The organism is Paenibacillus sp. YPG26, assembly GCF_023704175.1.
Taxonomy (GTDB): domain Bacteria; phylum Bacillota; class Bacilli; order Paenibacillales; family Paenibacillaceae; genus Fontibacillus.
This window is the reverse complement of sequence record NZ_CP084530.1, coordinates 407,780-426,391: the sequence shown is the minus strand read 5'-3', so window position 1 is coordinate 426,391 and position 18,612 is coordinate 407,780. Positions and strand designations below refer to the sequence as shown.

The window sequence follows — 18,612 nt, the reverse complement described above, 5'->3', positions numbered from 1 at the left end:
CATTATGCAAGTTTATGACCCATTAAAAACAACTCAATACTTGAGGAGGACAACAACATGTTAAACCTGTTACCAACAGCAATTCTAGGCGGTGGTCCTGTAGGCTTGGCGGCAGCTGCTCAACTTGCACAGCGCGGCATGCCTTTTGTGTTATTTGAAAGAGGGGCTCAAATTGGAGCGTCCATTCTTGGCTGGGGCCATGTTAGAATGTTCTCCCCATGGGAGTTCAATATTGATTCAGCCGCCAAGGAGCTGCTGCTCGAAGCAGGCTGGAGCGCACCGCCGCAGGATCATATGCCTACCGGCAAGGAGCTGGTTCAGCTATATCTGGAGCCGTTGTCCAAGTTAGCCCAGATCAGACCTTATATACATCTGGAATCGACGGTCAAAGCGGTTCACCGCAAGGGGTTCGACAAGATGAAGACGAACGGCCGTGAACTTGCGCCTTTCGTTATTGAATACGAGAGACAAGGCGAACTCCTTCGGGTGGAGGCCTCCGCTGTTATCGATGCAACGGGAACCTGGCTTACTCCAAACCCTATTGGCGCGAGCGGCAACGCAGCTGACGGAGAATTGGAGCACCAGAACTACATCACCTATGGCATCCCCGACAGCTCAGGCTCAAGTATAGGCAGATACGCCGGTAAAAATATTGCGGTTGTGGGGGGCGGCCATTCCGCTATTCAGTCGCTTACACTCCTACATGAATTGAAACTGCGAGTACCAGCAACAACGATTCATTGGGTGCTTAGAAAGCAATCTCTGACAGATGTATTCGGAGGCGGAGAGAATGATGGTCTGCCTGCTCGGGGCGAGCTCGGGATGCGGGCACAACGGTACGTGCACAACGGTAATGTCCAGGTCCACACTCCATTTCTTATCCATCAGATTACAAAGGATCAGGCCTCCAGCAAGCTCTCCCTTCGCGGAACAAAGCTAGGCCAGGATTACTCCATTGATCACCTTGATGAGGTTATTGTTGCCACGGGGTCAAGACCTGACTTCTCCTTCCTGCGCGAGCTGCGCTATGCGTCTGACTCCGTTGTTGAATCCGTTCCTCAACTGGCCGATCTCATTGATCCCAACATCCACAGCTGCGGCACCGTTCGTCCTCACGGCGAAGCTGAGCTCCGTCAGCCAGAGAAGAACTTCTATATTGTGGGTTCAAAAAGCTACGGCAGAGCGCCGACCTTCCTGCTTGCCACAGGGTATGAGCAGGTCCGCAGCGTCACAGCCGCTTTGGCAGGGGATGAGGAAGCCGCCCGCGAGGTCAGGCTCCACCTTCCTGCAACCGGTGTATGCTCGGTGCCCAAATCCTTGCCCGCCGATATGGAGAGCGGCAGCTCCTGCACTTCCACTCCAAAGAGGCTCTCGATCATCCCCATCGCAGTATCCACTCCAAGCAGCTGCTGTGGTGCTTCGGAGGAAGAAGCTAAGGCCCCATCCTGCGGCCCCTCAGCCTGCTCATAAATATTCTGATGAGCTTATGAGCTTATCGGACATTCGACGCGGGAAGCTGTTACTGTTAAATAAAGTCCAGGCGAGCTCTTAACTCGCCTGGACTTTTTGCTAGTGAGTGTATGAAATCTGGTGCCACAGCAGACTGTCTTTTATGTCCTGTTTACGTTTTTACATAATCCAGACGCTCCACATACATTCCACTAATAAATCAACACTAGAATAGATCTAATCAAGTCGACTAGAGTCGATTATTTCTCTTCTGGAAGGGGTCTCTTAACTTATGTCTTCGTCAAAAAAATGGTTCATCGCCGCACTGGCCGCACTCTCTGTGGGAGGCGTCTCCGCTCTGTCTTCCACAGTCCAAGCTGCTGAAATCGAGTATATGGTCAACGGTCAGGTCACCAAGATCAGTACATATGAAGATTGGAATGCCGCGCACACGAGCGTAGTCCTGACGGCCAAGCCGAAGCTCACTGGCAAATACACGCTGAACCAGCCGGATCTTGCCCCGGGTATCAAATTTGGGATCGGTTCCTCCCTCGTACATATTCCGGGTGATCCGGACGATATCTTCTATACAACGGCAGACCGTGGTCCGAATGGAGAGATTGATGCGAACGGCTCGACTCGCCGTACCTTCCCGATGGTGAACTATACGCCTACCATTTACAAAATCCAGCTGGACCAGGGCCAGATCAAGATTCTGGAGACCATTCCGCTGAAAATTAACGGCAAAGACCCGGTTACCGGCACGAACCTTATTACCGGGCTGCCGAACCTGAAGTCACGGGATGAAGTGCCTTACGACAAAGCCGCGGCCAATATCATTTCTTACGATCCGTATGGACTGGATGTGGAAGGTCTCGCCTATAATCCTAAGGATGATACATTCTGGATCTCCGATGAGTACGGCCCCTATCTCGTGCAGGTCAAACGGGACGGCACGCTTCTGCAGCGTCTGGCTCCCAAGGGCATCAGTTCCGAGCTGAATACGCCTGAGCTCCCGCTCAAGGACGTGCTTCCAGCTTCCTACCTTACCCGTCGTCAGAACCGGGGAGCGGAAGCCGTAGGCATTACCCCTGATGGAAAATGGCTGTTCATGGCCATGCAGAGCCCGCTTCGGAACCCGGACAAGAATGTCGATAATTCACGCGCAATCCGGATTCTCAAGCTTGATCTCGCTACGCTGAAGCCGGTTGCCGAGTACGCTTATATCGCTGAGGATGCCAAGCAGTTCAAGGACCTGAAGCAGTCGGATATTGTTATCTCCGACCTCCACGTAGTCAATGAGAACACACTGCTGATTGACGAGCGTGACAAGAACTCGGGCGACAAAGCCCAGCTCAAGCGAATTTACCAGATCAACCTGACCAATGCGACCAACATTCTCGGCCAGTATGACGATACCGCCAAAGCAGGTAAGACCCTGGAGCAGCTCAGCATTACAGAGTTCGATAAGACAGGCATTGTCCCTCCAATCAAAAGAACCATTCTCGACGTGGTAGAGCTTAAGTATCCGAACGAGAAGATCGAGGGCCTTACCCTGGTGAATGGCCATACCCTGGTGCTTGTGAACGACAATGACTTTGGTGTAGACCGGCCGGACTCCAAGGAGAACGGTACGGACCTGTGGACCTTTGAACTGCCTTATGTCTTGAAGTAAGGCGACATATTGAAATAGTCATGACAGTGTATATCTGAACACAAAGGCGGCCGCTGACAAAGTCATGAAGATAAGCCGCCAGGGATCCAATACAAGAAACAGCAAGTCTCCATTCCCCCGGAGACTTGCTGTTTCTAATTTTATAGCGAATAGTTATTTCACTTCGAGCCCAGCACCGATGGATCAAGCAGCTGATCCACTTCCCGCAGCAGTTCTGCGGATAATTCATGCAGCGCGTGAATATCCAGGGCGTCATTATAGATCGCGGTGATGCGGTCCCGGGCATCCTTGACTCCCTCTAAGAGTGCAATGGCCTCTTTCATCGAGCTGGTATAACGGCTCTTAACCCCGGCGATTTCACTCGCGTACTTTTCATCCGTGCCGGCAGCAATAGCCAGCTTGTAGACATCGAGCACGGAGTCCCCCTTGCGGGCAGGAAAATGCTCATGGGGAGCGGTGCTATCGAATATAGCCAGACTGAGCTCCGGGAAGATCAGCATGTCGAGACTATTCGGATCGAATCCGCAGTGATAGATCTCGGTTCGGATACCACAGCTTTGCGCCTCGGCGGCAAGCTTCTTGAACAGGGTCGATTTGCCGGAGCCCGGACGTCCTTTTACAAAAATACGGGTATTCATATCCTCCGTCAGGTTCGGCACATAGTCGATAGCCCCCTGCCAGGTCGCGGCACCGAGAAAGCGGTGAACCACTTTTCCTTGCTGGTTCCCCTCTCCGGCTGGCGCTGCGCTTGGAATTAAGTATTCCTCAATAAGCTGTTCCGCAATGTGGTTCGCGGCTGTCCGGTCCAGATTATCGATATAGAACTTCTCCCAATCATCATGAATCCGCAGGGTCTTGTGGAAAGTAGCATAGGCCTCATTATAGGTCGAGCTGATCTGCTGATCCAACTCCTCAAGCTCATCCGCTGAAGCCTCCAGAATTTCCTTATCCAGTATCCTCTCCAGATCAACGTACCGAATCTCGGTACCCTCCAGTACCGGATCTGCACCCCACGCATTCCCGTCAACGACTCCAATTCGCGCATCTTCCAAAATCACGCCTTCGAGCAGCCTACTGTCCAGAGGCTGGTGGATATAATGCACACTCCAGCCCCTGCTGCTCCAGGCAGCCGCCAGCTCCTGCAGCACCCTTGCATTGGCCGCCCCCGCGCGTCCACCCAGCACGAACACTGTGTCAAGTCCGGTCAGCACTGAGTCGAACAACGTATATAATCCAGCAGCCGTATTGCCGCGCGCAAAATAATGCTTTTCCCGATCCGCCATGATAGTTCAACACGCTCCTTTGAATGTCAGAAGAAAAATGCTTACACTCTAGGATATGCGCGGCAGCAAGTCTGGTTGAACGCCTAAGTAAAATTAATTAAACGACAGAACACTTTGAAAAGATTGTCTGGACTATGGGTATCCGTTGGATTCAACTAAGAGTTACTTAGTTCTCTTATAATCCTCTATAATATTGCAGATTCTAATTATCGTATTCAGCCCCTTGTCTTTATCCGTCGGATTATTAGGCAGATCAATATCCCATGTTCGATAACCGCCTTCCTCAGCTCGGACAAACCCCGAAGCGTATGGGCCCGATCTCGTACCTTTTACTTGGTCAAGTGTAATATCTTCGCTATAGAATGCGGCTGTTAATATCTCTTCTGCTCCAATGAAGAACACGGGGTAGTCAATACTCTTAAAGAACTGTTTGTTCTTCGGTTGTGCCGCTTCGTCGAACTTATCCTTAAATATAATTAGTCCATCAAATGATCTGCTATGAACTTTACCTAAATCTTCGAGTTCAACCGGCACGTAACTAACATTCCGAATGACTGGATTCAGGCCATCGCCAACTATAGCAATAGTCATGGCGGTAGTTGGCCCATCTGGAGTGGTATGCTCCAGGTTAGCTTCTCTAGAATTCGTACAGCCTGCCAGAAACCAGCCGCACACTAAGAGTAGAAGATATATTCTTTTGACCATGGTTCTCCCCCCTTCGAAATTTGCATAACTTAAAAAGTTTTCTACCTTACTATCACATTTAAACTTACTAAACTGTCAAAAGAACTCCTATTCTTGTGAATAATGAACTCCGTCTCAAGTGACTGTATCCTCCGCCTCACCTCACTGTCCGCCCCGCCCTCGGTAGCTTCTCGGCGAGATGCCGGTAATTCTTTTGAATACTCTGGAGAAGTAGAACGTATCTTTGTAACCGAGCGCTTCGCCAATCTCCTTGACGGACAGCTCCGTATTAAGCAAAATGTTCTTCGCTTCTCCAATCTTCAGCTGGTGGATGTATTCATTAAGGGGGAAGCCTGTGTAATCATGGATGATTCTACGCAGTGTCGAGACAGAGATATGGTGCCTGGCCGCCAGGTCTGCTGGCTCTTGCGTAGTGTGCAGGGACTCTGTCAGGTCCTCAATCACCTTGAGCACCAGCCCTCCCCGGCCGCCCTCCTGAATCCGGTCCGCCTGGGTGACGAGCTCATACATGAACGCCTCGATCATCATGGCGGCGCGGTCAAGATTACTTGGAACTCCGCTGTCCATGAGCATGAACGTCAGCTCCATCTTGTGAATGAATTTCTCATCAATGACCGCTGTCTTCACCAGGGATGGATCAGGGAGCCAGCTTTCAAGCCATTCCGTAATTCTGCTGCCCTCCACCGTAAAGTAATACTCATCCCAGACCCCGCCCTGCTTAGGACCATAGTTAAATACGGCTCCCGGATACAGACAGAACCAGCTTCCAGCCTCCACCTGCTGTATTTCACCGCCGTCAACCTGGTAATAGCCGCTGCCCTTCGTAATCATGGCGAATGCCCAATACTTGAACCTTGCTTCCCTCCGCTGCAGCGTTCTGCCGGGCAGATGTCCGGCGTTAACAACAGCAATTGACTTCAGCTTCCGTTTGCTTGCTTCCACAGCCGGATTGAAAATCCGGATAGGATCCGAACTGATCATATAATCCAGATACTTTGTCATCCCGCACATTCACCCCCGCATTTCAGTCATGCTAAATTGAATGTAATGAACATATATCACATATCCGTGCAGCTTATATAATCCTATTGTATCAGCCCCTCACGGATCACGAAAGGATGGAAGCGCATACAATGAGCGAGCTCAAGATCGGTCTTATCGGTAACGGATCCATCTCCGAAAGTCATCTGTCAGCTTATCAGGCCAACCCGAAAGTCAAGCTGTGGGCAATCAGTGATCTGAATGAGGCCAGGGCCCAGGAGACGGCGAAGAAATACGGCATCCCTCATGTATATACGGATTACCACGACCTGCTTGCGAACACGGAAGTGGGTGCCGTCAGCATTTGTACCTGGAACAACACGCATGCAGAGATCAGTATCGCCGCTCTTGAAGCCGGCAAGGACGTACTCTGTGAGAAGCCGCTGTGCAAGACGGTGGACGAAGCTCTGAAGATTGAGGAGGCCGTTCAGCGTACCGGGAGACTGCTCCAGGTCGGCTATGTCCGCCGGCACGCCTCCAACATTGGAGTGCTGAAGAAATTTATAGATGCCGGGGACCTCGGCGAGATTTATTTTGCCAAAGCCAGCATCATCCGGCGGCTCGGCAATCCGGGCGGCTGGTTCGCGGACAAGGAGCGTTCCGGCGGCGGACCGCTGATTGACATCGGCGTCCATGTGATTGATCTATGCTGGTACCTTATGGGCAGACCCAAAGTGACGTCCGTCAGCGGAAATACGTACAGCAAGCTGGGCAACCGCTCCCACATTGAGAACTTCAGCTTCTACCAGGCGGCGGACTACGATGCTTCCTTGAATACGGTCGAGGATATGGCGAACGCTCTAGTGAGGTTCGAGAACGGCGCCTCCCTGATGGTCGATGTCAGCTTCTCGCTGCACGCCAAGATGAACTCGGCTCAAGTTAATATTTACGGGGATAAGGGCGGAGCTGAGATTGAACCGGCACTCTCCATTGTGACGGAGAAGCATAACACGATCATCAATATCGAGCCGCAGATTAGCGAGCCTGGATTCAATTTCCAGGAGGCTTTTGATAACGAAATTAATCATTTTGTCGATGCTTGTCTTGGCCTCATAGAGACGAACAGCCCGGTGGAAGACGGCGTAGAGATGATCAAAATCCTGAACGCAATCTATCAATCGGCAGAGGAAGGCCGGGAGATTCATTTCGGATAATAAGGAGGCTCTGTAGAGATGAAGCTTACCAATAAAATCGGCGTGATTGTCGATAGCTTTGGCGTAGGGGTTAGAGATGGCTTGGTAAAAGCGAAGGAAGCGGGCGCTGATGGCGTTCAGATCTATGCCGTATCCGGCGAGATGGACCCTGCCCGCTTAAATGGAACGCAGCGCAGGGAGCTGCGCAGCTATATTGAAGATCTTGGACTAGAAGTCTCCGCCCTGTGCGGGGACCTGGCGGGTCACGGCTTCCAGGATGCCGAAGCGAATCCGGCGAAGATTGAGAAGTCCAAGCGGATTCTGGACCTTGCCGCGGAGCTCGGAACCCGCGTGGTTACCACCCATATCGGCATCGTGCCGGACGACACAAGCAGCCGAATCTATGACTCAATGCAGCGGGCTTGCGAGGAGCTCGGGGTGTACGCGAGGAGCATGAATGCTTATTTTGCGATTGAGACCGGGCCTGAGCGGGCCGCTCATCTGAAAAGCTTCCTGGATACCCTCAGCACGAACGGTGTGTCCGTGAACTTCGACCCGGCGAACATGGTCATGGTGACCGGAGACGATCCGGTGGCTGGGGTGAAGCTGCTGGCAGATTACCTTGTACACACCCACGTGAAGGACGGGAAGCGTCTGCGACCCGTTGACCCAAGGGATGTGTACGGCTATCTGGGCTACGGGGCGATGGATCATGAGAAGATCGCCGACATGGCAGCCTCCGGGGCGGCCTTCGAGGAGGTCCCGCTCGGCGAAGGACAAGTGGACTTCCCCGCTTATTTCGCGGCTTTGCAGGAGATCGGCTATGCTGGATATCTGACGATTGAGCGGGAAGTAGGGGCCAATCCGGAGGAAGATATCCGCCGGGCGGTAGCTTTTATCAAGGCATATAAGGAGCAGCATTCATGAAGCTCGGGATTAGTTCGTACAGCCTGTATCAGGCGCTGGAAGCAGGAGAAATGGACATCCTCGAAGTGATGGAATGGACCCGCGGCATCGGCGCGGAGCATATCGAGATTGTTCCAATTGGGTATGACCTGAGCGAGAATCCTGAACTGGAAGGTCAGATCCGTGAGAAGGCATCGGCTTTGCAGCTGGACATTTCCAACTACGCGATCGGAGCCAACTTCATTACAGATACCGAGGAGGAATACGAAGCTGAGATTCAGCGGGTCATCTCCGAAGTGGACCGGGTTCACCGGCTGGGCGCCCGGTTAATGCGCCACGATGTGGCTTCAAGGACGGACACATCCATCCTGCGGTTCAACGAGGACCTCCCGCGGATCTCCCATGCCTGCCAGCGAATTGCGGATTACGCTAAGCAGTATGGAATCACCACCAGTGCCGAGAACCACGGATATTACGTGCAGGCCAGTGACCGCATACAGGCGCTAATTCATGCCGTAGATCGTCCTAACTTCAAGACCACACTGGATGTAGGCAACTTCGTCTGTGTGGATGAGAACCCGGTGATTGCAGTTCGCCGCAATATTCCTTATGCCTCCATGGTTCACGTGAAGGACTTCTATATTCGTCCCGGTTCCCGGAACCCCGGTGAAGGCTGGTTCCGAAGTGCCGGAGGAACTTACCTGCGCGGAGCGATTGCCGGTCAGGGCGACCTGGATCTGTACGAGATCTTAAGGATCGTCAAGAGCTCCGGCTACGACGGCTACATCTCGATTGAATATGAAGGCATGGAAGAGTGCCGCTTAGGAACCCGAATTGCTTTTGACAATGTGGCGCGGATCTGGAACGAAGTCTGAGTATCACCCTCACTTTTCCTCCTATTGAATATTCTACCATTAGTGTATATGATGAATTCTGTATTTACACTTCATTCAAATTAGGAGGAAAAGAAGAGAAAAAAGAGATCCTAATGATTTGAAAGAGTTTCTGGCGTACAAGGACAAGGCTAACGAGGCTAATCACCAGACCAGAATAGCAGTGATTGAATATTTCAATAGAAGTCTTGAGAAGACTTTGCATTAAAAAACACACGTTCACTGCCCTGTCACTCGGTGTCACCACAATTCTTATTTTCTGGGGGACGAACGCATGAGGTTAAGATGGAGAATTGCCCTATTTAGCATGATTGGAGTTGTTGTTCTTGTAGTCCTATTAGGAGCAACATACATCAATAACGTTGGTTACAACAATTTAAAGCTTATGTATAAATTAAATACGACAGATGTATCTATTATTCAGATGGAAGACAAGGGGCAGTTCCTCGGATTAAATGAGAACAGTAATGAGCTGGTTAAAGATCGAATGGAGAGGGAAGGCTGGCAGTTCAGGCAGCAGGAAGGGTCTGGATTCTTCTTCAAGAAAGACAATAAAGAGACCATAGTTACTACAAAAATATGGAATGGGAATTATGTCATTTATTACGTAGATGACAATACCGTCAATATTGCTGACAAATAAGACAAGTGTGTAGTGTTAAATAATAAAAAATAGAGTCTAGGCGTTGCCAAAGAATCTATTCATCATCTTCTGGACCTCATCTGCACTTCTCAGCTCTATGAAGTTACCTTCTTCATCATAAGTATGATGTCCCTTAAATGCATCCGGCATATCGTTATATTGCTTCTCTACTTGGAGTAGAGCCTTCTCAAAGCAAGAGTACCCATATCTCTTAATCAGGTACGGCAGCCCGCTGGCAGAACGCAGATATTCGTATTCCTGATAGTTATAAGGGGTATGTTCCGGTCTTTTTTTCAGCAGCTTCAGGAAATGCTCCATAATCTGATCCATTTCAGGCTCTGCCGCATAATTCGCCAGACCCCGAACGGCTTTCAATTTCATGTCCAAGTAACGCTCTTTTTTATATGCATCCTGAAAAAAAGGCTTCAGCCCCGGCTCGTGATGCGAGACATGCATAAGACAGCCAAGTATCCGGTTCCGCAGCGCCATGTCCTTTAGCTTGAAATAAATATCCGCTAACACTGGTGCCTCGTTAGACTTAATGAAGTGATAATCCAGCTCGTTAATCGCTTCTCTGATCTGAGGACTTTTTTCTGAGACTTCAGCTGTCTTCAAATATTCCATAGCGGCTTCATGCCGTTGTTTCATCAGGTATTCCTCCCTCTTCCTACCCTAGTGTCGAAGTAGATCCTCTACTCTTGTACCCATTATAACCCCCAGAGACTTACATTGCCTCTGCGATACAAGAGCATGCCAAAAAAAGAACAGTGCCCGTCATATTGAATGACTGGAACTGTCCTTTGTGCTGACTTAACATAGCATCTGATTCAATACCGTACAAGCAGGCCCTCTACTTCATCTTCATCCACAGGCTTGCTGAGGAAATAACCCTGAATGAGATCACATCCGTGTTCTCGCAGGTACATGAGCTGCTGATTGCTCTCTACGCCCTCGGCAACAACTTCCAGACCCATTTTATGCCCAATCTCAATCATTGCCTCGGTCAGGGAACGATTCTTGTCCTCTTCCGGCAGATTGTCTATGAACCCTTTATCAATCTTGAGGGTGGAGATCGGCAGCTGCTTCAAATAGCTCAGCGAGGAATATCCGGTTCCGAAATCATCCAGTGCAATGCGGACTCCCAATGAGCGCAGGGTCTCCAGCTTGTCGATAATCGGTTCGTAGGACTCCATGAAGATGGATTCGGTAATCTCGAGCTCCAGATACTGCGGAGCAAGTTCAGTATGGTTCAATATGTCCAGCACCATGCTGACGAAATCCTCTTGAACCATCTGTATCACGGAGATATTCACCGATATTCTGCACTCCCGATATCCCCTCTCATGGATTCCACGCATGAATGCACACGCCGTAGTCATCGCCCATTCACCAATGGAAATAATCGTACGGCTGTCCTCTGCTACCGGTATGAACAACAGGGGCGACACCCTTCCGAGCTCCGGGTTATGCCAGCGAAGCAGGGCTTCGAAGCCAATGATCCGGCCTGTCTGCACATTCATCTGGGGCTGATACTGCAGCAAGAATTCGTTCTGGTCAAGCGCATTCCTGAGATGCTTGTCTATATTCATCCGTTCAGCCAGTGCCGAGTGCATCGTCCTGTCAAAGATCGTGTAGACGCCCTTTCCTGCCTTCTTCGATCTGTACATGGCCACATCGGCATTCTTAAGCAGCTCTTCCGTATCCTCCCCATCCTCGGGATAACAGGCAACCCCAATACTGACCGTGGCGTAAATATTGCTGGAGTTAATCTGGAGCGGCTGCTTGAACGCGCGGATCAGGTTGTCCGCAATGGAGAGAACCGCCTCCTTGCTCTCCACATTCCTGATGAAATAGACGAACTCATCTCCCGCCAGACGATACAGTCTTCCTTTTAGAGGCAGCAGTGTGGTCAGCTTCTGACTTACCTGACGAATCAGCTTGTCCCCCGACTTGTGTCCGAGCGTATCATTAATGAACTTGAAATTGTCCATATCAATGAAGAATATGGCTGCCTGCCCCGCCGGGTCCCTGAAGAACCGGTCCAGGTCTTCCAGCATATACAGCCGGTTCGGCAGTCCGCTGAGGGAGTCATAATAAGCCAGGAAGTGCAGCTCCTCCTGTACCTTCTTCATCTTATGAATGTCCGTATTAGATCCGGCAAGACGATACACCTCACCTTGTTCGTTGAACAGCGCTTTTCCCCGCCCCAGATACCAGTTGTATCTTCCGCTCTCCTGCCTTAGCCGGTACTCAACCTGGAAATAATCCGTCTTCTGCTTGATGTGCCGTAACGCGGCTAATTTCAGCTTCCTCCGGTCATCAGGATGAATCCTCTGGAACAGGCGAATCATATCGAAATCCGGTTGGTCCCTACATCCAAGCATATCGATAAGCCTGGGAGACGGGTGGAGCACCTGCTTCTTATAATCCATTTCCCAGATTCCATCATTCACAGCGTCAATAAGATGGCGGTAATTCTCCTCACTCGCTTTGAGTTCATCATAGCTCATCTGGAGACGCAGTTCATAGAGCTTCTTCTCCGTAATATCGATCATGGAGCCTGCGAACCGGAGATGACGGCCATCGGCTGCCGGGGTCGCCTTGCCACGTACCGAGAACCAGATGTAGTCCCCATCCTTCTTCCGCATCCGGTATTCCGTATTGAAGTAAGGGGTCCTGCCTTCCAGGTGCTCCCGTCTCCTCCGGCGAACCTCCGCCAAATCATCAGGGTGAACAAGCAGCTCCCAGACATCCTGCCTTCCGTCCACTTCCACACGGGTATACCCCATCAGTTCATACCATCTGTCCGAGACATAATACATTCCGCTTGGAACTAACGTATCCCAGATCGCGGCGCCTGAGCCCTTCGTAGAGATCTGGAAGCGCTCTTCATTAATATGAAGCCGCTTGAGATGATATCTCAGTACCAGAAGCCCCAAGGCTACGACCAGCGCGAATATAATACTAAATAATGCGATAAGATTAATCCTATCCATACTCCTGTTCCTTCTTCCATGGCATTCTAAGTCTGTTACCCACAATTCTATTGTCATAAGAAGGTCCGACTGCAGAGACAACGCGGCAAGTCTAATCGATAAGACTCCGTAATAAAAAAGTTCACATATCCGCATTATCCAGCAAGCACAGTCTATTATTAATATCGGCTCAGAGTCACTAATTTTTAGCACATTATGAGATAACAGGCTCAGCCAGCTCCTCTGCTCCGCTCTGCCAGTCCCGGGAACAACAAAAAACGAGCCTTCCGGCCCGCTAGTTCTTATCTCTTTGTATATTCGTTCAGCCTATTGCAACTAATTGAATCTGTTCATAGAGAACAGACCGATATCCAAAGACGCAGCCCCGCGAGTGGCCAGATCAGAGAGAATCTCGCCGACTACACTTGCGAATTTGAAGCCATGTCCCGAGAATCCGCCAGCAATCCACACATTGGAATAGACAGGATGACGGTCGATAATGAAATCTTCATCCGGTGTTAATTCATATTTACAGACCGTACCCCGGTGCAACACTCCCGAGGCACCGGGCATATAAGTCTCAAGCGCCCGGCGGAGATCTCCCTCGTCCTCCTCATAACTGCCGAACGGGGCAACCGGCTCACCCGGATTCCACGGCACCCCTCCGTCATGGCGGCCTATCTTGAGACCAGCTCCATCCAGGCTGGGGAATCCGTAGAATCCCCCTTCCGGTGTTCCGAGCGTGAATCCGGGGAACCTACCCGCGTCGAATCCGCTGTTAAAGGGCTGGAACCAGCCCACTACCTTGCGCACCGGCTTCACCTTCAAGGTGAGGAACGGCTCAAGAGTCTTGAACCATGCTCCCGCGCTCAGTATGACTTGACCGGCATGAAAGACACCCTTAGACGTATGCACGGCCACACCTCCGGGGCTTGCGTCGAGCCGCTCTACCCGGGTATTCGTAAGCAGCTTGGCCCCGGCGGACGCCGCCACCTTGCGGTAAGCGGAAATACAGCGCTCGGCCAACAGATAGCCGGCCTGAGGTTCATATAGCCCAATATAATCCTCGGGTACAACAATCCCTGTCCATCGTCTGCGTATCTCATCCGCATCCAGGTACTCCACCGGCAGCCCCAGACTCCTGGAGTGCTCCAGCCGGGTCTTATAGGAATAGACAGCCGGGGAGGCTATATTGAGCACACCCGATTGGACGAGCAGCGTCTCACCGGTCTCCTCCTCCAGATCATTCCACAGCTGATGAGCGCGGAGCGCCATGTTAATATAAGCAGGGCCTCCGTGGTAAGCATGCCGGATCAGGCGGGTATCTCCGTGATGGCTGCCCTCCTGATGCGGCGGATCGAAGGCATCAATGAGGAGGGTGTTCACACCCCTCTTGGTCAAATGAGCCCCCGCGCTCATCCCCATGGATCCTGCGCCTACAACAATCACATCGTATGAAGTGCGGATCGCTCAGCCCTCCCCGGCTACAACAGGACTGAAATGAGTTATAGCCAGTCCTGCCCACTCCGCCATTAGCTTGGCGCTTAGCTGCAGCGCCCCTTCATCCAGGTCGAAGGCAGGATGATGCCACTCTCGGCTGCCCGAAGTCCCCACAAAGACGAAGAAGCCGGGAATCTGCTTCTGGTAATAAGCGAAGTCTTCTCCGGCCGGAGACGGATCCGTCTGAACAACCTGAAGCCCCGCATTCTTCGCAGCAAGCACCGTAAGCTCTTCAAGGCCCGGATCATTGTGCACCGCTGGCGGTCCCTTTATCCAGGTCAGCTCGGCCTTGGCGCCAAATGCTGCCGCCACTCCATGAACCACTTCCTCGAAGCGGGCAAGCACCCCGGTCCGCACCTCCTGCTCGAACGTGCGGATCGTACCGTCCAGCACGGCTCTGTCCGGAATGACATTCCAGGCCGTGCCGCTGTGGAAGCGGGTCACGCTGACCACAGCACTCTTCAGAGAGCCTACATTACGGCTGACTACAGACTGGAGTGCTGTAACGATATGGGAAGCGGCCACAATCGGATCGTTCCCGTTCTCCGGCACCGCGGCATGGGTTCCGAGCCCCGCCACCTCGATCTTGAATCCATCCGCGGCAGCCATCAGCGGACCTGGACGTACCCCTACTGTACCTACCGGCAGATCCGGCTTATTGTGCATGCCGAAGATCGCGCTGACCCCATCAAGCGCACCGCTCTGCAGCACAATTTCAGCCCCTTCGGCCTTCTCCTCGGCGGGCTGGAAGATGAAGCGGACCCTGCCGGCAAGCTCAGTCTCCCGCTGCTTGAGCAGGTAGGCGGCGCCAAGCACCGACGCTGTATGGAAGTCATGTCCGCAGGCATGCATCCGGCCAGGGATCTTGGAGGCGAACTCAAGCCCCGTCTCCTCCTCAATCGGAAGAGCATCGATGTCTGCGCGCAGCGCAATCACCGGGCCCGCCTGACTACCGCCAACCTCCGCAATCACCCCGGTCTTCAGGCCATAATCGAGAATACGGATACCCGCATCCGCAAGCCAGCCCCGTATCGATTCACTGGTCTTGAACTCCTCGTGAGCAACCTCCGGATATTCATGCAGCTGACGGCGTATCGCGATAAGCTGATCTGTTAATGACATGCTTATTCCTCCTTGAGAGAACCCTCCGTATGTACGACCGCAGCCTCGGTAAAAGCTTCTTTCAGCAGCTCATATGAACGAACCCGTTTGCCGAAATCCTGCAATGCCGTATTTACGATGTATTCTACCACACCATACCGTTCTCCTACTTCCAGCAGCTTCCTGCGGACAGTCTCCTTCGAGCCCTTGATCACTTCGGCCAGCTGCTCCTCTATCCGGTAATCCTCATTCGACTGCCTTCCGAACTCCTCCGCCTGCTCCAGGCTTCCGACGGTAACCTTCTTCCCGCTGTCCAGATACACCCGGTACAGCTTCTGCTGACTGGCCAGCTCTTCTGCCTCGGCGTCCGTCCCGGCCACTACAACAGGGAGTGCGAGAATAGGCTGGGGCTTGGTGCCATTAGCGTAGTTGAAGAACCGGGTATAGGCGGCAAAAGCGTCCTCAGCGACCACCGGGTCGCTGTTGATGAACAGGGCGAACACATAGGGCAGCCCGAGCTCGGCGGCAAGCTCCGCACTGGATACACTCGCGCCGAGCAGGTAGAGATCTGCCGGCTGTCCAGGTACAGGCGTAGCCCGCAGACCGGCAAGCGGATGATCCTCGGCAAGCCGGTTATGCACATACTGGCTGAGCTCCTTGAGCTTGCCGGTTAAGTCCGCCCCATCCGCTGCGCCCTGCTGCAGCGCCCGGGTGGACCGTGGCAGCCCGCCAGGCGCCCGCCCGATTCCAAGATCCACTCTGCCCGGTGCCAGGGAGGAGAGAACATTGAAGTTCTCCGCCACCTTATAAGGGCTGTAATGCTGCAGCATCACGCCCCCGGAGCCAATCCGAATTCGATTCGTCTTGGCCAGAAGATAGGCGATAAGCACCTCGGGGGATGACCCCGCCAGCTTATCTCCATCATGGTGCTCGGATACCCAGAACCTCGAATATCCCAGCCGCTCAGCGATCTGAGCCAGTTCTACCGTATGCTGAAATGCCTCTTCCGGAGTCTCGTCTCCGAAGACAGGGCTTTGATCCAGAATGCTTAATTGGATTCCCATGCGGAATCTCCCCCTTCGTCCTAGATATCATAAGTAAGCTCCGGAGTAATCCGCTTGAGGAACTGCTTCGTGCGTTCCTCCTTCGGCGACCGGAAGATCTCATTGGGCTTACCTTCTTCAACAATGACACCGCCATCCATGAAGACCACATGATTCGATACATCTCTTGCGAATCCCATTTCATGGGTTACCACGATCATCGTGATGCCTTCAGCGGCGATTTTGCGGATTACGGACAGCACTTCCCCAACCAGCTCCGGATCGAGCGCCGAGGTTGGCTCATCGAATAGAATGACTTCGGGCTCAAGGGCAAGTGCCCTGGCGATACCTACCCGCTGCTGCTGTCCTCCTGAGAGCTGACTAGGGTACATGTCCAGCTTGTCTCCAAGCCCGACCTTTTCCAGTACCTGGATGCTTTTCACTCTGGCCTCCGCTTTGTCCAGCTTGCGCACAATGACAAGGCCCTCCATCACGTTCTCAAGCACCGTCTTATGCTTGAACAGGTTATAATGCTGGAAGACCATCGCCGTCTTCTTGCGCAGGGAATGAATCTCCTGCCTGGTAGGACGCTTGCAGTTCACCTCATCTCCCGAGATGTTCACTGTGCCGCTGTCCGGCTTCTCCAGGAAATTCAGGCAGCGCAGCAGAGTGGTCTTCCCCGACCCGCTGGGTCCGAGGATGACCACAACTTCGCCTTTGTGCACAGTCAGGTCGATGCCCTTAAGCACCTCCTGCCTGCCAAATGTCTTCGTAATATTTCGGATCTCAATCATGCGACACCGCCCCGGTTGAACGTATTTATCTTCCTCTCGATGCGGGCCGTAACCCGTTCAATCAATACCGTTAAGCCCCAGAACATCAGGGCCGCTGCAATATACGCCTCAAAAAACTTCCAGTTGGTCGAGGCCACGATATTAGCCCTTCCATTAATCTCCGTAACCGACACGGTAAAAGCTAACGTTGTCCCATGCAGCATGCCGATAACCTCGCTGGACAGATTCAGCAGGCTCACCGCCAGTGCCTGTGGCAGGACAATGCGCTTGAACGTCTGTGCCGGGGTCATGCCCACGGAATAGGCCGCCTCTATCTGACCCCGGTCCACCGCTTGAATGCCCGAACGGATCACTTCCGACATATAGGCCCCAGCTGTCAGCGAGAAAGCTATGAACACGAAATATACAATAGGAATGGATACCGAGGTGAAGCCAAGATTCAGCCTCTGGGAGACACTGTCAATCAGGATCGGAAGACCATAATAGATCAGGAACAGGTGCATCAGCATCGGCGTGCCCCGGATGACCGTCACATAGACTGAAGCGATCTGACTCAGCACCGGCACCCGGTTGATCCGGACCAGAGCCACGGGTAACGCGATAATGAATCCCCCGATCAGAGACACCGCTGTGATCAGCAGTGTGATCGGCAGTGCCTGGAACAGGTACATAAATGCCGTCAGGATAAACTGCGGGTCGAGCTGAATAAGCCCTCATCCTCCTTCCCCGTCTGCTTGGAACGAAGGCTCCACCTGGAGCCTGTTCGGACTCTATAATGTCTCTCATGTCTATGGAGCCTGCGCTCTGCAAGGAGGAACAACTGCTCCAGGATCATGGCTAATACGAAATAGATCAGTGACAGGGCAATATACGTCTCGAAAAAATGCAAGGTCGAGCTGCCCAGCGTCTGCGCTTTGCCGCTGATATCCATCGTGCCCAGCGTGTAGGCAAGCGAGGTCTCTTTCAAATTGGCGAGCACCTTGTTCGCAAAGTTCGGCATGGACACGGCCAGCGCCTGAGGCAGCATAATCCGGGCGAACGCCTGATACTTCGTCATACCAATCGAATAGGCGGCCTCTACCTGGCCCCGGTCCACAGCGGACACGGCGGCGCGGATGATCTCACACATATAAGCCCCGCTGTTCAGCGTATACGTCAGAATGACGAAGACGAGAACAGAGGTCCTCGTCACGTCAATGTATACCAGCTTGAGCACCTCTGGCACACCATAATAGATCAGGAACAACAGGATCAGTGCAGGCGTTCCGCGGAAAAAAGACACCAGAATAGCTGACAGATTCTTCAATACCGGTATATTGTACATGCGGGGCAGGGCCCATAGGAGACCTACGGCAAGCCCCAGAACTACCGAACAGACAACGATGAACAAGGTGATCTGAATGTAAGCCGCAAGTTTGGGTAGAAAATCAAAGACATAAGATATATCAAACGTGATCTCCAAGTGAGGGAC

The 18,612-nt window shown here is 52.4% G+C and carries 17 protein-coding genes; 6 read left to right on the top strand and 11 right to left on the bottom strand.

What is annotated here, in order from left to right:
- Positions 1-57 precede the first annotated feature (57 nt).
- Both LDO05_RS01945 and LDO05_RS01940 read left to right on the top strand, forming a co-directional pair.
- Entirely contained in the window at positions 58-1,470 is a 1,413-nt protein-coding gene (locus tag LDO05_RS01945) for an NAD(P)-binding domain-containing protein (protein WP_251377239.1), read from the top strand.
- A gap of 271 nt (positions 1,471-1,741) precedes the next feature.
- Positions 1,742-3,124, top strand: a complete 1,383-nt coding sequence (locus LDO05_RS01940) for an esterase-like activity of phytase family protein (RefSeq protein ID WP_251377238.1) — start codon at positions 1,742-1,744, stop codon at positions 3,122-3,124.
- Between the two features lie 158 nt (positions 3,125-3,282).
- Here the strand turns inward: LDO05_RS01940 and LDO05_RS01935 are convergent, their stop codons facing one another.
- The 3 genes from LDO05_RS01935 to LDO05_RS01925 all read right to left on the bottom strand — a co-directional run bounded on the left by LDO05_RS01935 (position 3,283) and on the right by LDO05_RS01925 (position 6,114).
- The gene (locus LDO05_RS01935; protein ID WP_251377237.1) at positions 3,283-4,407 is read right to left on the bottom strand and encodes a hypothetical protein; all 1,125 of its coding nucleotides are present in this window, start codon (positions 4,405-4,407) and stop codon (positions 3,283-3,285) included.
- 162 nt (positions 4,408-4,569) lie between these two features.
- Complete coding sequence (locus tag LDO05_RS01930; RefSeq protein WP_251377236.1) at positions 4,570-5,112, bottom strand: hypothetical protein; 543 nt, start codon at positions 5,110-5,112, stop codon at positions 4,570-4,572.
- A 141-nt stretch (positions 5,113-5,253) separates the two neighbouring features.
- The gene (locus tag LDO05_RS01925; protein ID WP_251377235.1) at positions 5,254-6,114 is read right to left on the bottom strand and encodes a helix-turn-helix domain-containing protein; all 861 of its coding nucleotides are present in this window, start codon (positions 6,112-6,114) and stop codon (positions 5,254-5,256) included.
- Between the two features lie 131 nt (positions 6,115-6,245).
- Here LDO05_RS01925 and LDO05_RS01920 point away from each other — a divergent pair, with 131 nt between their 5' ends.
- The 4 genes from LDO05_RS01920 to LDO05_RS01905 all read left to right on the top strand — a co-directional run bounded on the left by LDO05_RS01920 (position 6,246) and on the right by LDO05_RS01905 (position 9,728).
- Entirely contained in the window at positions 6,246-7,307 is a 1,062-nt protein-coding gene (locus tag LDO05_RS01920) for a Gfo/Idh/MocA family protein (protein WP_251377234.1), read from the top strand.
- Positions 7,308-7,325: 18 nt separating this feature from the next.
- Positions 7,326-8,213: a sugar phosphate isomerase/epimerase family protein gene (locus LDO05_RS01915; protein WP_251377233.1), complete on the top strand. Its 888-nt coding sequence runs from the start codon at positions 7,326-7,328 to the stop codon at positions 8,211-8,213.
- Positions 8,210-9,067: a sugar phosphate isomerase/epimerase family protein gene (locus LDO05_RS01910; RefSeq protein WP_251377232.1), complete on the top strand. Its 858-nt coding sequence runs from the start codon at positions 8,210-8,212 to the stop codon at positions 9,065-9,067. Before LDO05_RS01915 ends, LDO05_RS01910 begins: the two co-directional genes overlap by 4 nt.
- A gap of 292 nt (positions 9,068-9,359) precedes the next feature.
- Complete coding sequence (locus tag LDO05_RS01905) at positions 9,360-9,728, top strand: type II toxin-antitoxin system HicA family toxin (protein ID WP_251377231.1); 369 nt, start codon at positions 9,360-9,362, stop codon at positions 9,726-9,728.
- Positions 9,729-9,764: 36 nt separating this feature from the next.
- On the opposite strand, the gene LDO05_RS01900 is transcribed toward LDO05_RS01905, so the two are convergent.
- The 8 genes from LDO05_RS01900 to LDO05_RS01865 form a co-directional block, all read right to left on the bottom strand.
- Positions 9,765-10,376 (bottom strand): hypothetical protein, encoded by a 612-nt coding sequence (locus LDO05_RS01900; RefSeq protein WP_251377230.1) that lies wholly within the window; start codon positions 10,374-10,376, stop codon positions 9,765-9,767.
- Positions 10,377-10,555: 179 nt separating this feature from the next.
- Positions 10,556-12,724, bottom strand: a complete 2,169-nt coding sequence (locus LDO05_RS01895) for a putative bifunctional diguanylate cyclase/phosphodiesterase (RefSeq protein ID WP_251377229.1) — start codon at positions 12,722-12,724, stop codon at positions 10,556-10,558.
- Positions 12,725-13,039: 315 nt separating this feature from the next.
- Positions 13,040-14,152, bottom strand: a complete 1,113-nt coding sequence (gene solA, locus LDO05_RS01890; RefSeq protein ID WP_346657607.1) for an N-methyl-L-tryptophan oxidase — start codon at positions 14,150-14,152, stop codon at positions 13,040-13,042.
- Between the two features lie 21 nt (positions 14,153-14,173).
- Positions 14,174-15,325, bottom strand: coding sequence for an amidohydrolase (locus LDO05_RS01885; protein ID WP_251377228.1), 1,152 nt, complete (start codon positions 15,323-15,325; stop codon positions 14,174-14,176).
- A gap of 2 nt (positions 15,326-15,327) precedes the next feature.
- Positions 15,328-16,368: an LLM class flavin-dependent oxidoreductase gene (locus LDO05_RS01880; RefSeq protein ID WP_251377227.1), complete on the bottom strand. Its 1,041-nt coding sequence runs from the start codon at positions 16,366-16,368 to the stop codon at positions 15,328-15,330.
- Positions 16,369-16,388: 20 nt separating this feature from the next.
- Positions 16,389-17,141, bottom strand: coding sequence for an amino acid ABC transporter ATP-binding protein (locus LDO05_RS01875; RefSeq protein WP_251377226.1), 753 nt, complete (start codon positions 17,139-17,141; stop codon positions 16,389-16,391).
- Complete coding sequence (locus LDO05_RS01870) at positions 17,138-17,848, bottom strand: amino acid ABC transporter permease (RefSeq protein ID WP_251378574.1); 711 nt, start codon at positions 17,846-17,848, stop codon at positions 17,138-17,140. The genes LDO05_RS01875 and LDO05_RS01870 overlap by 4 nt, the downstream gene beginning before the upstream one ends.
- On the bottom strand, positions 17,821-18,603 hold the full coding sequence (locus tag LDO05_RS01865; protein WP_251377225.1) for an amino acid ABC transporter permease: 783 nt from the start codon (positions 18,601-18,603) through the stop codon (positions 17,821-17,823). The genes LDO05_RS01870 and LDO05_RS01865 overlap by 28 nt, the downstream gene beginning before the upstream one ends.
- Positions 18,604-18,612: the final 9 nt, after the last annotated feature.

Excerpts from the sequence above, each read along its gene's own strand:
- LDO05_RS01945 (WP_251377239.1), top strand. The coding sequence starts at position 58 with ATGTTAAACCTGTTACCAACAGCAATTCTAGGCGGTGGTCCTGTAGGC.
- LDO05_RS01940 (WP_251377238.1), top strand. The coding sequence starts at position 1,742 with ATGTCTTCGTCAAAAAAATGGTTCATCGCCGCACTGGCCGCACTCTCT.
- LDO05_RS01935 (WP_251377237.1), bottom strand. The coding sequence starts at position 4,407 with ATGGCGGATCGGGAAAAGCATTATTTTGCGCGCGGCAATACGGCTGCT.
- LDO05_RS01930 (WP_251377236.1), bottom strand. The coding sequence starts at position 5,112 with ATGGTCAAAAGAATATATCTTCTACTCTTAGTGTGCGGCTGGTTTCTG.
- LDO05_RS01925 (WP_251377235.1), bottom strand. The coding sequence starts at position 6,114 with ATGACAAAGTATCTGGATTATATGATCAGTTCGGATCCTATCCGGATT.
- LDO05_RS01920 (WP_251377234.1), top strand. The coding sequence starts at position 6,246 with ATGAGCGAGCTCAAGATCGGTCTTATCGGTAACGGATCCATCTCCGAA.
- LDO05_RS01915 (WP_251377233.1), top strand. The coding sequence starts at position 7,326 with ATGAAGCTTACCAATAAAATCGGCGTGATTGTCGATAGCTTTGGCGTA.
- LDO05_RS01910 (WP_251377232.1), top strand. The coding sequence starts at position 8,210 with ATGAAGCTCGGGATTAGTTCGTACAGCCTGTATCAGGCGCTGGAAGCA.
- LDO05_RS01905 (WP_251377231.1), top strand. The coding sequence starts at position 9,360 with ATGAGGTTAAGATGGAGAATTGCCCTATTTAGCATGATTGGAGTTGTT.
- LDO05_RS01900 (WP_251377230.1), bottom strand. The coding sequence starts at position 10,376 with ATGAAACAACGGCATGAAGCCGCTATGGAATATTTGAAGACAGCTGAA.
- LDO05_RS01895 (WP_251377229.1), bottom strand. The coding sequence starts at position 12,724 with ATGGATAGGATTAATCTTATCGCATTATTTAGTATTATATTCGCGCTG.
- LDO05_RS01885 (WP_251377228.1), bottom strand. The coding sequence starts at position 15,325 with ATGTCATTAACAGATCAGCTTATCGCGATACGCCGTCAGCTGCATGAA.
- LDO05_RS01880 (WP_251377227.1), bottom strand. The coding sequence starts at position 16,368 with ATGGGAATCCAATTAAGCATTCTGGATCAAAGCCCTGTCTTCGGAGAC.
- LDO05_RS01875 (WP_251377226.1), bottom strand. The coding sequence starts at position 17,141 with ATGATTGAGATCCGAAATATTACGAAGACATTTGGCAGGCAGGAGGTG.